Raw genomic sequence first — 13,783 nt, forward strand, 5'->3', positions numbered from 1 at the left:
GCCTTTTTTATCCGAATGACCATGTCCGTGAATGCCACCCCGTCATCCCCGCCCCTCCCTTATATAGGCCGCTTTGCCCCCTCCCCTTCGGGTCCGCTCCACTTCGGTTCCCTGATTGCGGCGCTCGGCAGCTTCTTGCAGGCCAGGGCACAGCAGGGGCGCTGGCTGGTGCGCATCGAAGATATCGATCCGCCGCGGGAGATGGCAGGGGCCGCCGACCTTATCCTCAAGACCCTTGAGGCCCATGGCCTCGGGTGGGATGGCAAGGTGATGTACCAGAGCCGGCGTCACGCCCGCTACGACGAGATCATCGAGCAGCTCTACCGGGCCGGCGATCTCTACTGGTGCCGCTGTACCCGGCGCGAAATCATGGCGAGCGGCGGTTTTTACAACGGCCACTGCCGCACCCTCGGACTGAGCGCAGAGGGCTGCGCCGCCCGCCTGCGCCAGCATCACCCGGTCTACGACTTCGAGGATGGCCTGCAGGGTCATATCGCGGTACCGGCGGCGCTGGCCGAGGAGGATTTCATCGTGCGCCGGCGCGATGGCCTCTATGCCTACAACCTGGCGGTGGTGGTGGACGACATGGACTGCGGCATCACCGAGATAGTGCGCGGCGCCGACCTGCTGGAGCCGACAGTGCGCCAGATTGCCCTCTACCAGACCCTGGGGGCGCCCGTGCCCGCCTGGGTGCATCTGCCGCTGGCGGTGCAGGCCGACGGCAACAAGCTCTCCAAGCAGAATCACGCGCCGGCGCTGGCACAGGACGAGGTGCGCCCGGCCCTGTGGCGGGCACTGCACTTCCTCGGCCAGTGCCCGCCCCCTGAGCTGCTGGCGAGCCGGGTCGACGAGCTCATCGACTGGGGCATAAGCCACTGGCAACTGGCCAAGGTGCCCGCCAGCGAGAAGATTGCGCTGACAGCAGGCGTAAACGAATAGACAGTTGGGGGGATTTGGGTGTGAATCAACGCGGTTTGCGGTGATTTAGCCGGAATAATCCGAGTCAAACGGGATCAATTGCCAGCACGGTTTTTCATTTGGTTAGGCGTGAGCTATGATAGGCCGCTATTTTTTTGGCCTCCCGTCAATTTGAAGTCATAACGAGGTGTACCATTTTTTCCCAGATCGCAAACTTTTGCCGCAAGGTGCTCGGCAAGGAAGACGGCGAGCAGTCGGTGGAGTCCCCCATTCCGGCCCGTGTCGCCGGGCAACGTCGTACCTTAAGCCGTGACCAGCACCCGATTTCGCGCAAAGAGATCAGCGAGAATGCACTCAAGGTGCTCTATCGCCTGAACAAGGGCGGCTACGAAGCCTACCTGGTCGGCGGCGGGGTACGGGATCTGCTGCTCGGGAAGACGCCCAAGGATTTCGACATCGCCACCGATGCGACGCCGGAGCAGATCAAGTCACTGTTCAGCAACTGCCGCCTGATCGGCCGCCGTTTCCGGCTGGCCCACATCGTCTTTGGTCGTGACGTGATCGAAGTGGCCACCTTCCGCGGTCACCACCATCAGGTCAATACCAGCAAACATGTGTCGGCCCAGTCCGATGAAGGGATGCTGCTGCGCGACAACGTCTACGGCACCATCGAAGAGGATGCCGAGCGTCGCGACTTTACCGTCAACGCCCTCTACTACAGCGCCAAGGATTTCACCCTGCACGATTTCGAGGGTGGGCTGGAAGACCTGGCCGAACGCAAGCTGGAACTCATCGGCGACCCCGAGACCCGCTACCGGGAAGATCCGGTGCGGATGCTGCGCGCCGTGCGCTTCGCCGCCAAGCTGGACATGACCATCAGCCCGCGCACCGCCGCCCCCATCAAGGAGCTGGCGCCGCTGCTGCAGGATATTCCGGCGGCCCGCCTGTTTGAGGAGACCCTCAAGCTGTTCCTGGCCGGCGATGCGCTGGCCACCTACAAGCTGCTGCGCGAGTACGGCCTGTTCCAGCAGCTGTTCCCGCAGGTAGCCGCACTGTTCACTCCGCACGGCAACTCGCCCTACGAGCAGTTCATCGAGCAGGCGCTGATCGATACCGACACTCGCGTTCGTGAAGAGAAGCGCGTCACCCCCGCCTTCCTCTACGCCACCCTGCTGTGGGGCTGCGTCGAGGCCCGCGGCCGGGTGCTGGAGAACGAGAGCGGCCTGCCCTGGTATGACGCCTTCATGCTGGCGATCAACGAGGTGCTGGACAACCAGGTGCGGATCATCGCCGTCCCGCGCCGTTTCACCACCGATGTGCGCGACATCTGGGCCCTGCAGCAGCGGCTGACCCGCCGTCAGGGCCGCCACCCCGAGCGCGCCATGGAACACCCCAAGTTCCGTGCTGCGTTTGACTTCCTGCTGCTGCGCAACCGGGTCGAGCGCGGCCTCGGCGAGCTGGCCAGCTGGTGGGAACGCTACGTGGAGTCCAACCCGGACGTGCGCCCGCAATTGCAACGGGAGGCGACTCGCCGCCCGGCCAGCGGTGAGCGTGGTCAGAGCGGTGCGGCCCGCAGCAACGATGGCGAGAAACGCAGCAGCAACAGCCGCAACCGTCGTCGCCCCCGTCGTCGCAAACCGAAAGCGGCCGAGTGACAACTGACGTGATGACCGAGGTCTTCGTCGCCATCGGCTCCAACCTGGCCGACCCCGTCGGCCAGGCTCGCCGCGCCATCGCCGCGCTGGCGACCCTGCCGGATTCCGTGCTGGTGCAGGCCTCGTCGCTTTACAGCAGCCGCCCCATGGGCCCTGCTGATCAACCGGACTACGTCAATGCCGTGGCCCGGCTCAACACCCGGCTGGCGCCGCTGGCGCTGCTGGATCAACTGCAAAAAATCGAGCTGGAACAAGGACGTGTGCGCAAGGATGAGCGGTGGGGGCCGAGAACCCTGGATCTCGATCTGCTGCTCTATGGCGATCAGGTGATCAACACTGAGCGCCTCATCGTTCCCCATTACGGCATGCAGGAGCGGGAGTTCGTGCTGCTGCCCCTGGCCGAAATCGCGCCCGCTCTGGTGCTGCCCTGCGGCACGCCGCTCGCACAACTGGTTGCCCGCTGCCCGCGCAATGGTCTTGCCATCATTGCCGCAAGTGCAGACGAACAGGAGCCTCTATGAGCAAGATCACCACCACCAACCTGCTGAAGATGAAGCAGGAAGGCCAACGAATCACCGCCATCACCGCCTATGATGCCACCTTTGCCAAGCTGTTCGACGACGAGGGCGCTCACGTGCTGCTCATCGGCGATTCGCTGGGCATGGTGCTGCAGGGTGGCCAGGATACCCTGGCGGTCAACATGGACGAGATGGTCTATCACACCCGTTGCGTGGTGCGCGGCACGACCAATGCCCTGGTGGTGAGCGACATGCCGTTCATGAGCTATGCCACCCCAGAGCAGACCTATCAGAATGCCGCCCGCCTGATGGCAGCCGGCGCCCGCATGGTGAAGATGGAAGGGGGTGACTGGCTGTGCGACTCCATCCGCCACCTGACCCGCAACGGCGTGCCAGTGTGCGGCCACCTCGGCCTCACCCCGCAATCCGTGCACGTGTTTGGCGGCTTCAAGGTACAGGGGCGCGACGAGTTCCAGGCCCAAGAGATCTACCGTCAGGCCCTCGAGCTGCAGGCCGCCGGCATCCAGCTGCTGGTGCTCGAGTGCGTGCCCACTTCGCTGGCGGAGCGCATCAGCAAGGCGCTGCGCATTCCGGTGATCGGCATAGGTGCCGGCCCGGCCACCGACGGCCAGATCCTGGTGATGCACGACGCCTTCGGCATCACCTCCGGCTATGTGCCCAAGTTCACCAAGAACTTCCTGGCCGAGACCGGCGACATGCGCGCCGCCATCCGGCTCTATGTGAAGCAGGTGAGCGAAGGGACCTTCCCGGGCCCGGAGCACTGCTTCAACTGATGTGATGCCGTGACGAGAGCGGGGGCCTGCGCCCCCGTTTCGCCCTCCGGGGCAGAGTGAGCCCCCTCTTTTGATGATTCATCCCAAGGTAACCGCCGATGATGATGCCGCGCGTTGACAATTCGCGCTTATCCGCACGGGCTCCTGCCCGCCTCTCTTTGATCTTTTCGAAGGTGAACAGTTGATGTTGGTCGTTAACAATCCCGCCGCTCTGCGTGAACAGATCGGCCAATGGCGCCGTGAAGGGCGCGCCATCGCATTCGTGCCCACCATGGGCAACCTGCACCAAGGGCACCTTACCCTGGTGAAGGAGGCGCACAGCCACGCCGAGAAGGTGGTGGTCAGCATCTTCGTCAACCCGATGCAGTTCGACAAGGCCGAGGATCTCGCCAACTACCCGCGCACCCTGGAGCAGGATTGCGCCGCGCTGGAGGCGGCCGGGGTGGACATGGTGTTCACGCCGACCCCGGAGATCATGTATCCGCAGGGGCTGGCCAGCCAGACCTTCGTCGAGGTACCGGGCCTCTCCACGCTGCTGGAGGGGGCGCTGCGTCCGGGTCACTTCCGCGGCGTCAGCACCGTCGTCACCAAGCTGTTCAATCTGGTGCAGCCTGACGTGGCCTGCTTCGGCCAGAAGGATTATCAGCAGCTGGCGCTCATTCGCAAGATGGTGGCCGACATGGCGATGCCCATCCAGATCGTCGGCGTGCCCACCGTGCGGGCCGAAGATGGGCTGGCGCTCTCCTCGCGCAACGGCTACCTGACCGCCGCCGAGCGGGCCCTGGCCCCTGAGCTGGCGCGCACCATGAACTGGATCGCCGAGCAGATTGAAGCGGGTGACCATCACCTGCCCTCCCTGGTGGCCCAGGCCAGCCAGCGCCTCGACAAGGCCGGTTTTCGGACCGACGCCATCGACATCGTCGATGCCGCCACCCTGGAAGCGGCCACCGACGAGAGCGAGCAGCTGGTGATCCTGATGGCGGCGTATCTCGGCAAGGCCCGCCTCATCGACAACCGGGTGGTGACGCTGGCCCGCCCCTGAGCAGCTGCACCACTGACAACAAAGCCCGCATGCGCGGGCTTTGTTGTTTCTGAGCACTTCCTGCCTACTCGGCGCTGACCGGGTAACCCGCCCCTTTCCAGGCGAAGATGCCGCCCGGCACCCGATAGACCTGCTGATACCCCTGAGTGACCGCCCAAGCTGCCCCGTTGTGGCTGCGGCCGCACTTGACGAAGCCGCAGTAGAACACCACAGGGCGGGTCTTGTCGGCCCCCAGCAGGGCCAGCAGCTGCTCGGGCGTACCGCTCCCCTCGACGATCTGGCTCCAGTCATCGCCGGACCTGGCCTCCTTCACGAAGGCAAAATTCCTGGCCCCCGGAATGTGTTCCTTCTTGTAGGAATCCTCGAACGGCATGGTGTCGATGATCACCAGCGCCTCACCTTTGTCCATCCGGGTCTTCAGCTCGGCCACGGTCAGCAGCTGGTAGCCCCCCTGCTGGGTCTCCTGGGAGAGCTGTACCGCCGCCTGCTCCAGTTTGACCTCCTGCTCGAACTGGTTGTCGCCGCAGCCACCGAGGGCAAAGCTGGCCGCAATCAGCGAGGCCATCAGGGTGCGGGATTGCAATCTCATCATGTCACTGCTCCTTTGAAACGGTAAAAACGGGGCGGGAGTGACGCAGCAAGGCGCCCGCAAGCGTCAACAGCAGCAGATCCCGCAAGAGCGCCTCTGGCAGCGAGCCGAGATCAGCCCTGCCAAGACAGCCGCAAGAGATGTCGAGCCCGATGGCGATGCCATAGCCCAACACCGGAATAAACAGGGCGAGCAGCCCGATCACCAGCCAGAGTCCCCAGCGCCGGTTGGCGATGACCGCCACGCCTGCGCAGAGCTCCAGCGCGATAAGCCCCCAGGTGACAAGGGGAATAAACGGCGACCAGAGCAGGCCGAAGGCGCCGATCTGCGCGGCGAACAGCTCCGGCGCTGCCAGCTTGAACCCGGCGGAGGCGACGAAAAATCCCCCCAGCGCCAACCTGGCCAACACCCGCAGATACACGGCCATGGGACAGTTCTTTATCATCCATGCCCTCCACTGCCAACTCCCCGAGCAGGACTCACCATGCCCTAGTCGGCGGCCGGATAGCGGGCCAGTTCGCAATACTCACCGTCTTCGTCACAGCGAAAAACGGCGGCGGTTTCACCACTCTGGCACCACTGCTGCCACTCCTCGGGCGGGCAGTGCAGGCGGATGGCGAGGCCGCAGCCGGCGCTGAGCCGACGCGGTACGTCGCAGACCCGAAAGGCGTGGGGCTGCTGCTCCAGCCGCTTGCGCAGCCTGACCGTGCCGAGGGTGGAGTGGAACAGGTAGAGGAACTCTGCGTTCATGACTTGCCTCCCGTGCGGGCACGCGCACCGAACAGGGCCGCCCCCAGCGCACCGGCAAACTGGGCGTCCGGGTGGGTGGCCACGTCGCAGCCCAATCCTTGCGCCAGATAGTGGCGGAAGGTGGCGCAGTGGCTGACGCCGCCAGTGAAGAGCACTGTGGGTCTGGCACCGAGACGGCCGATGAAGTTGGCACTGCGCCGGGCCATGGAGCGGACGATGCCGGCCAGGATCGACTCGGCGGGAATGCCCGCCGAACGCAGGCTGATCGCCTCCGATTCGGCAAACACGGTGCACATGCTGCTGATGTCGTGTGGCTCGGCCCCTTGCAGCAGTTCGTCGAGCTGTTCGACCCGCGCCCCCAGGGTGCGGGTGATCACCTCGAGAAAGCGGCCGGTGCCGGCGGCGCACTTGTCGTTCATCAGAAAATCGGTGAGGTTGCCCTCGCCATCGAGCTGGATCACCTTGCTGTCCTGGCCGCCGATGTCGATGACGGTGTGTACCGACGGGCAGAGCAGGCGCGCCCCCAACCCATGGCAGGAGATCTCGGTGACCCGCCGATCGGCGAACGATGCCAGATCGCGGCCATAGCCGGTCAGGGTCAGATGGGGGCGCTCTGGCAAATCGGCCGAGAGCGTCTCCCAGCCTTGCTCGATGGCGGCCAGCGGACGAAAGGGGGTAGGCACCAGAAAGCGGCGGACGATACGCCCGCCGTCCCTGTGATCGAACAGGATCCCCTTGGTCGCGCTGGAGCCCGAGTCAATCCCGATGGTGAGTGACACGGCACCTCCTCACAGCATCTCGATAAAGGCCGCCAACCGGGTGGCCAGTTGTCCCTTGTCGGCGCTGGAGTAGTCGGTCTCCACCGCCATGTAGGGGATGCCGTGGCGTTCGCGCACGTGGCGCTTGATGGCCAGCGACTCCACCGCATAGGTGTGACAGGCCTGCAGGATGACGTCGATCACCCCGTCCGCCTGATACTCCTCCAGCATCTGGCTCAGCAGCTTCATGCGCTGGTGGTTGGGGGAGATGCAGGAGCAGCCGATGGCCAGATACTTGTCGGTCAGCGCATCGAACGGATCGCCCTCCTCGCTGACGCACTGCTCGGTCGCCTTGGCGCCGGTGCAGTTCTCGTAACCCACCACCCAGCCACCGTGCTCCTCGATAAGGCGCACCACCTTGTCAGCGGCGCCGCCGATGGGGCAGCCGGTGATGAGGATGCGCGGACGGGCATCGAGCCGCTTGCCGTCGGCATAGTCGGCCTTGATGCGGCGGGTCATCTCCTGCAGCTCGCTGATGAGCTGCTCCTTGTCGAAGCGGAAGGTGGCGCCATAGACCACCTTGAGGATATCGGTGCCACTCAGCGCCGGTGGGTTGAGCTGACCCAGCCGATAGAAGTCCGCCAGCGCACGGCGCTCGCGGTTCTTCAGCACGATGGCGTCTCGCAGCGCCTGCTCGCTGATGGGCTGGCCAAACTGCTGCTCCAGCAACTCCTTGAAGCGGACTATTTCGCTGCGCCACAGGGTGCGGGAGGCCTCGTCATCGGCGCGGTTGGGCAGCTGCATCACGTGCACCGGTTTGAACTCGGCCATGTACTCGTACATCTTCTTCTTGCCGTCGCAGGTGGTTTCCCCCACCACCAGATCGGAGAAGTAGAAGTAGGGGCACTTGTCGGTCTTGCCGAACCCGTAGCTGCTCTTGATCAGCGGGCAGAGGTTGCGCGGCAGATCCTTTTCGGCCTCCTCGATGGTCTCGTCGCTGGTGGAGCAGAGCGAGACCACCACGGCGCCGGCGGCCATGGCCACCTCCTGCGGCATGAAGGTGCAGTAGGTGCCGACCAGGGGGATCTGTCGCTCCTTGAGTGCCATCACGGCCAGAAAGCCCTGACGGCGGGCATCTGAAAAACTGTCGAAAATGGCTGGCAACTCGGTGATCAGTGACATAGGCGATCCTGCCCTGGTGAGGAGAGAAAGAGACGGAGGGCCCATTTTGCAGACCTTCCAACCGCGGAAATTATACCTTTGGGGGTAATCTGAAAATTGCGGTGGATCACAAGGTGCCAGATAAAACCTTGATAAGAGGGTGGTTATTGACCCTGTTCGAAATGGGGCCAGCGCAGGAGAGGTAAAAGAGGCAATAAAGAAACGGGCACCCCAGGGTGCCCGTTGCATTGCATCAGTGGCGCAGCCCGGTGCCGCGGGAGATGAGCCACCAGGCCAGACCGTAGAGAGCCACGATGAAGCCGATGATGATGAGATAGGCGGTGCCGAGTGGCACGTCGGAGATCCCGAGGAAGCCGTAACGGAACGCGTTCACCATGTAGATGATCGGGTTCACCTGGGAGACCCCCTGCCAGAAAGGCGGCAACAGGCTGATGGAGTAGAAGACCCCGCCCAGGTAGGTGAGCGGCGTCAGCACGAAGGTGGGGATGATGCTGATGTCGTCGAAGGTCTTGGCAAACACCGCGTTGATGAGGCCGCCCAGCGAGAAGAGGATGGCGGTCAGCAGCACGGTGAAGCAGACGCTGAACAGGTGGTGGATCTGCAGCGGCACGAAGAACAGCGACACCAGGGTGACGATGAGGCCGACGCAGAGGCCGCGCGCCACGCCACCGCCGACGTAGCCGGCGATGATGACGTAGTTGGGCACAGGCGCCACCAGCAGCTCCTCCACGTTGCGCTGGAACTTGGCGCTGAAGAAGGAGGAGGCGACGTTGGAGTAGGAGTTGGTGATCACCGACATCATGATGAGGCCGGGCACGATGAACTCCATGTAGCTGAAGCCCCCCATGTCGCCGATGCGGCCGCCGATGAGGTTGCCGAAGATGACGAAGTAGAGGCTCATGGTGATGGCGGGCGGCACCAGGGTCTGGATCCAGATCCGGGTGAAGCGGCTGATCTCCTTGGCCAGAATGCTCTTGAAGGCGATGTAGTAAGTGGTCAGGTTCATGCTTTTCTCCCCTCCTCGACCAGGCTGACAAATAGCTCTTCCAGCCGGTTGGCCTTGTTGCGCATGCTCAGTACCTGCACCTGCTGGCTCGACAGCTGATCGAACAGGCTGTTGAGGGACTGGCTCTTGTCCAGATCCACCTCCAGGGTGCGCTCGTCCTGCATGCGGCCGTTGAACTCGGGCAGGTTCGGCACGGCGGAGCCCGGCGCCAGATCCAGCATGAAGGTCTCGCGGCCCAGCTTGCCCAGCAGCTTCTTCATGCTGGTGTTCTCGATGAGGCGGCCCTTGTCGATGATGCCGATGTTGCGACACAGCATCTCAGCCTCTTCCAGATAGTGGGTGGTGAGGATGATGGTGACGCCCTGCTCGTTGAGATCCTTGAGGAAATTCCACATGGAGCGACGGATCTCGATATCCACCCCGGCGGTCGGTTCGTCCAGGATCAGCAGCTTGGGCTCATGCATCAGGGCGCGGGCTATCATCAGCCGGCGCTTCATGCCACCGGAGAGGGTGCGAGCCGGCATGTCGCGCTTGTCCCACAGGTCGAGCTGGCGCAGGTACTTCTCGGCGCGGATCTTGGCCTCGGCCCGCGGCACGCCATAGAAGCCGGCCTGATGGGTGACGATCTGGATCACCTTCTCGAACTGGCTGAAGTTGAACTCCTGCGGCACCAGCCCGAGCTGGGCCTTGGCCTCTTCCAGGTGAGTGTCGATGTCGTAGCCGAACACCTTCACCTTGCCGGCACTCTTGTTCACCAGCGAGCTGATGATGCCGATGGTGGTGGACTTGCCCGCCCCGTTGGGGCCGAGCAGGGCGAAGAAATCCCCCTGTTTGACAGTGAGATCAATGCCTTTAAGGGCTTCGACGCCCCCCTGATAGGTCTTCTTCAGGCCGCTGATTTCCAGTGCGTTCATTGCAACCCCTGTGATGGCTCATCCCATCTCGAGACAGAAAAGGCGGCCAAGGCCGCCTGCAGACAGAAAATGGCGCTCTGCCACCTTGCCCGTCATATTCCTGAACCTTGCTTACTCTTGCGGTATTACCTTGCCGATGAACGGCAGATTGCGGTACTTCTGGGCATAATCGATGCCGCAGCCCACCACGAATTCATCCGGAATGGAGAAACCGATCCAGTCCACCGGCACCTGCACTTCACGGCGGGACGGCTTGTCCAGCAGGGTGCAGATGGCCAGGGATTTCGGCTCGCGCAGAGAGAGGATCTCGCGCACCTTGTTGAGGGTGTAGCCGGTGTCGATGATGTCTTCGACGATCACCACGTCCTTCCCTTTGATGTCGTCATCCAGGTCTTTCAGGATGCGCACATCACGGGTGCTGTGCATGCCGGAGCCATAGCTGGAGGCGGTCATAAAATCCAGGGTGATGGGCAGCTGGGTCTGGCGGCACAGGTCGGCCAGGAAGACGCAGGAGCCGCGCAGCAGGCCGATCATGACCACTTCATCAGAGCCCTGGTAACGGGCGGTGATCTCTTCACCCAATTTGGCGATCCGGGCGGCGACTTCAGCCTCGGAGATCATCACCTCGACAGTGTGTTTCATCACTTACTCCATAATGGCCAAAGCAAATTTGGCCGTTCATTAACGTCAAAACCGATGATTCTACCATTCAAGCCGAAGGGCGTCAGGCATACGTGATGCTTTTATCGGCTTATTTTAATTGATAGAGTTAGCAGGCCCTCGGGCATTATCGGTGACAATACTATAAACACCATAATCAATAACTATTAGATGAAAAAACTATGGAACCACGCGCAGAAATTAGACGTCGAACCCGGCTTTCGCCGGAGGCCCGACGCAATCAATTGATGGAATGTGCCATCGAGGTGTTCTCCCGTCGCGGCATCGGCCGTGCGGGTCACGCCGAAATCGCAGAACAGGCCAAGGTCTCGGTTGCTACCGTGTTCAACTATTTCAACACCCGTGAAGAGCTGGTGGATGAAGTGTTGGCCGAGATCGAACGTTTCGTGCATCAAATGCTGGAACAGGCCTACTCCGGCCAGGGCCCGGTCAGCGACAGCATTCGCCGCCACGTGAAGCTGTTTGTTGACGCCGCCTACGATCAGCCTGACCACGCCAGCATCTGGCTGGAGTGGAGCTCATCGGTGCGGGAAGAGGTCTGGCCCCGTTACGCCAAGCTGCTGGACAAGGCTCTGGAACGCATTGCACCTCACCTGCAACGCGCCATGGATGCCGGCGAGATCCAGAGTGTGCTGTCGGCGCAGGATCTGGCCCGCTCCCTGACCGGCTTCGGCTACGTCATGATGCAGATGATCAATCAGCAACAACGCCCGAGCCGGGAAGAGGTGACCGATTTTCTGTTCAAGTACGTAACCGCCCCCATCCAGGCAGCCTAATCCGCTCCAGCAAAAAAGCGGCGCCGAACTGTTCAGGTCGGCGCCGCTTTTGTTTGTCCGCTATTCGCTCATCTCACCCTTTGGCGTAGCCCCAGCGGCGGGTCAGCGCGTGCTCGATCCCCAGATGATCGAGGATCCGCGCCACCATGAAGTCCACCAGATCCGCGATGCTTTTCGGCTCATGATAAAAGCCCGGCGCCGCCGGCATGATGGTCACCCCAAGACGGGCCAGTTTCAGCATGTTCTCCAGGTGGATCGCCGAGAAGGGGCTCTCGCGGGGCACCAGGATCAGCTGGCCGCGCTCCTTGATCACCACGTCCGCCGCCCGCTCCAGCAGGTTGTCGGAGGTGCCGTTGGCAATGGCCGAGACGGTGCCCATGGAGCAGGGGCAGACCACCATCTGCTTGGGCGCTGCCGAGCCCGAAGCCACCGGCGAGAACCACTCCTCCTTGCCACAGGCGACGATCTGCCCCTCCTTGGCGCCATATTGGCGACAGAGGTAGGCAGAGAGCTCTTTCGGCGAGCCCGGCCACTCCTGCTGCTGCTCGGTCTTGAGCACCACACGAGCCGCCGAGGAGGCGAGCAGGTAGACCCGATAGTCCGCCTGCACCAGGCATTCCAGCAGGCGCAGGGCATAGGGGGCGCCGGAGGCACCGGTCAGCGCCAGGGTGATCGCTTTGTTCATAGCTGGCCGTGATAGTCCTTGAGGCGGGCGATCAGCTTGTCATGAATGCCGCCGAAGCCGCCGTTGCTCATGATCAGAATATGATCGCCATCGCGGCACTCGGCCACCAGCCGGTTGATCAGGGTCTCCAGATCGTTGAACACCTTGGCCGGTCGGGTCATGTGGGCGGTCACCTCGCCGAGATCCCAGCCGATGTTGGGCGGCTGGAAGAAGAACACCTCGTCGGCGCCGTCGAAGCAGCCAGCCAGCTCTTCCTTGTGCACTCCCAGCTTCATGGTGTTGGAGCGGGGCTCCAGCACCGCCAGGATGCGGGACTTGCCCACCTTGGCGCGCAGGCCACCGAGGGTGGTTTCGATGGCGGTGGGGTGGTGGGCGAAGTCGTCATAGATGCTGATGCCGGCCACTTCCCCCTTGAGCTCCATGCGCCGCTTGGGGGACTTGAACTGGCAGAGGGCCGCAATGCCGTGCTCCACCATAACACCGGCATGGCGGGCGGCGGCGATGGCCATCAGGCCGTTGTTGACGTTGTGCTCGCCGATGCACTCCCAGTGCACTTCGCCCTGTTTCACCCCGTCCAGCCACACCTCGAAGGCGGAGCCATCGTCGGCCAGCTTGACCGCCTTCCACTTGGCATCGTCCTGACCCACCAGCTCCACTTCACTCCAGCAGCCCATCTTGCGCACGGCAACCAGGTTCTCGTCCCCCTTGGGGAAGAGCACTCGACCGTTGCTCGGCACGGTGCGCATCAGGTGGTGGAACTGGCGCTGAATGGCGGCGAGATCCGGGAAGATATCCGCGTGGTCGAATTCCAGGTTGTTCATCACCAGGGTACGCGGGTGGTAGTGGACAAACTTGGAGCGCTTGTCGAAGAAGGCGCAGTCATATTCGTCCGCCTCGATGACGAAGAAGGGAGCCGAGCCGAGACGGGCGGAGACCGGGAAGTTGCCGGGCACGCCGCCGATGAGGAAGCCGGGCTCCAGCTTGGCGTATTCCAGTACCCAGGCCAGCATGCTGGCGGTGGTAGTCTTGCCGTGGGTGCCGGCGACGGCCAGCACCCAGCGATCCTGCAGCACATGCTCCAGCAGCCACTGGGGGCCGGAGATATAGGGCAGATTGCGATCCAGCACATACTCCACACAGGGGTTGCCGCGGCTCATGGCGTTGCCGACCACCACCAGATCCGGCGCCGGATCGAGCTGGGAAGGATCGTAGCCTTCGGTCAGTTCGATGCCCTGTTGCTCGAGCTGGGTACTCATGGGGGGATAGACGTTGGCGTCAGAGCCGGTGACCCGATAACCAAGCTGTTTTGCCAACACCGCCAGACCACCCATGAAGGTGCCGCAGATCCCGAGAATGTGAATATGCATACCGCTTCCTTTCGCAGTAAAGGGAAGTGCGCATTCTAACAAGGTGACGGCAATTTGGCAGACCCAAGCTGCACGGTATCCACCAACTCTGTCGCAGTGGCCCTGAAATATGGTCATTTGACGCGACATCGCTATAATATCGGCCTGC

General features: G+C 62.9%; 16 protein-coding genes. 6 read left to right on the forward strand and 10 right to left on the reverse strand.

Annotated elements, in window-relative coordinates:
* Window positions 1–21: 21 nt before the first annotated feature.
* From gluQRS to panC, 5 genes are all read left to right on the forward strand, one after another.
* Window positions 22–939, forward strand: coding sequence for a tRNA glutamyl-Q(34) synthetase GluQRS (gene gluQRS / locus ACB031_RS20645; RefSeq protein ID WP_371140156.1), 918 nt, complete (start codon window positions 22–24; stop codon window positions 937–939).
* 134 nt (window positions 940–1,073) lie between these two features.
* Entirely contained in the window at window positions 1,074–2,573 is a 1,500-nt protein-coding gene (gene pcnB / locus ACB031_RS20650; RefSeq protein ID WP_099359928.1) for a polynucleotide adenylyltransferase PcnB, read from the forward strand.
* 11 nt (window positions 2,574–2,584) lie between these two features.
* Window positions 2,585–3,094: a 2-amino-4-hydroxy-6-hydroxymethyldihydropteridine diphosphokinase gene (gene folK, locus ACB031_RS20655; RefSeq protein WP_017787632.1), complete on the forward strand. Its 510-nt coding sequence runs from the start codon at window positions 2,585–2,587 to the stop codon at window positions 3,092–3,094.
* A complete protein-coding gene (gene panB, locus ACB031_RS20660; protein WP_005304470.1) occupies window positions 3,091–3,885 on the forward strand; it encodes a 3-methyl-2-oxobutanoate hydroxymethyltransferase in 795 nt (264 codons plus the stop codon). The genes folK and panB overlap by 4 nt, the downstream gene beginning before the upstream one ends.
* A 184-nt stretch (window positions 3,886–4,069) precedes the next feature.
* Window positions 4,070–4,927: a pantoate--beta-alanine ligase gene (panC, locus tag ACB031_RS20665; RefSeq protein ID WP_065017865.1), complete on the forward strand. Its 858-nt coding sequence runs from the start codon at window positions 4,070–4,072 to the stop codon at window positions 4,925–4,927.
* Window positions 4,928–4,991: 64 nt separating this feature from the next.
* Here panC and ACB031_RS20670 read toward each other — a convergent pair whose 3' ends face one another.
* The 8 genes from ACB031_RS20670 to hpt form a co-directional block, all read right to left on the reverse strand.
* Window positions 4,992–5,519: a rhodanese-like domain-containing protein gene (locus ACB031_RS20670; protein WP_371140157.1), complete on the reverse strand. Its 528-nt coding sequence runs from the start codon at window positions 5,517–5,519 to the stop codon at window positions 4,992–4,994.
* 1 nt (window position 5,520) lies between these two features.
* On the reverse strand, window positions 5,521–5,943 hold the full coding sequence (locus ACB031_RS20675) for a MauE/DoxX family redox-associated membrane protein (protein ID WP_371140158.1): 423 nt from the start codon (window positions 5,941–5,943) through the stop codon (window positions 5,521–5,523).
* A 62-nt stretch (window positions 5,944–6,005) separates the two neighbouring features.
* On the reverse strand, window positions 6,006–6,266 hold the full coding sequence (locus ACB031_RS20680) for a DUF3343 domain-containing protein (protein WP_065017863.1): 261 nt from the start codon (window positions 6,264–6,266) through the stop codon (window positions 6,006–6,008).
* Window positions 6,263–7,045 carry an acyl-CoA dehydratase activase gene (locus tag ACB031_RS20685; protein WP_219326086.1) on the reverse strand — a complete coding sequence of 261 codons (783 nt, stop codon included), beginning with the start codon at window positions 7,043–7,045 and terminating at the stop codon, window positions 6,263–6,265. Before ACB031_RS20685 ends, ACB031_RS20680 begins: the two co-directional genes overlap by 4 nt.
* Window positions 7,046–7,054: 9 nt before the next feature.
* A complete protein-coding gene (locus tag ACB031_RS20690) occupies window positions 7,055–8,206 on the reverse strand; it encodes a double-cubane-cluster-containing anaerobic reductase (protein ID WP_371140159.1) in 1,152 nt (383 codons plus the stop codon).
* 232 nt (window positions 8,207–8,438) lie between these two features.
* Window positions 8,439–9,212 carry an ABC transporter permease gene (locus tag ACB031_RS20695; protein ID WP_005304632.1) on the reverse strand — a complete coding sequence of 258 codons (774 nt, stop codon included), beginning with the start codon at window positions 9,210–9,212 and terminating at the stop codon, window positions 8,439–8,441.
* Window positions 9,209–10,126 (reverse strand): ABC transporter ATP-binding protein, encoded by a 918-nt coding sequence (locus tag ACB031_RS20700; RefSeq protein ID WP_005304633.1) that lies wholly within the window; start codon window positions 10,124–10,126, stop codon window positions 9,209–9,211. The genes ACB031_RS20695 and ACB031_RS20700 overlap by 4 nt, the downstream gene beginning before the upstream one ends.
* Before the next feature lie 111 nt (window positions 10,127–10,237).
* Window positions 10,238–10,768: a hypoxanthine phosphoribosyltransferase gene (hpt, locus tag ACB031_RS20705; protein WP_005304637.1), complete on the reverse strand. Its 531-nt coding sequence runs from the start codon at window positions 10,766–10,768 to the stop codon at window positions 10,238–10,240.
* 200 nt (window positions 10,769–10,968) lie between these two features.
* Between hpt and ACB031_RS20710 the strand changes: the two genes are divergently transcribed.
* Window positions 10,969–11,583 carry a TetR/AcrR family transcriptional regulator gene (locus ACB031_RS20710; protein ID WP_371140160.1) on the forward strand — a complete coding sequence of 205 codons (615 nt, stop codon included), beginning with the start codon at window positions 10,969–10,971 and terminating at the stop codon, window positions 11,581–11,583.
* A gap of 73 nt (window positions 11,584–11,656) precedes the next feature.
* Here ACB031_RS20710 and ACB031_RS20715 read toward each other — a convergent pair whose 3' ends face one another.
* Complete coding sequence (locus ACB031_RS20715; RefSeq protein WP_005304643.1) at window positions 11,657–12,268, reverse strand: flavin prenyltransferase UbiX; 612 nt, start codon at window positions 12,266–12,268, stop codon at window positions 11,657–11,659.
* Window positions 12,265–13,635, reverse strand: coding sequence for a UDP-N-acetylmuramate:L-alanyl-gamma-D-glutamyl-meso-diaminopimelate ligase (mpl, locus tag ACB031_RS20720; RefSeq protein ID WP_371140161.1), 1,371 nt, complete (start codon window positions 13,633–13,635; stop codon window positions 12,265–12,267). Before mpl ends, ACB031_RS20715 begins: the two co-directional genes overlap by 4 nt.
* Window positions 13,636–13,783: the final 148 nt, after the last annotated feature.

This window comes from Aeromonas sp. S8(2024) (genome assembly GCF_041403085.1).
Lineage (GTDB): Bacteria > Pseudomonadota > Gammaproteobacteria > Enterobacterales > Aeromonadaceae > Aeromonas > Aeromonas dhakensis.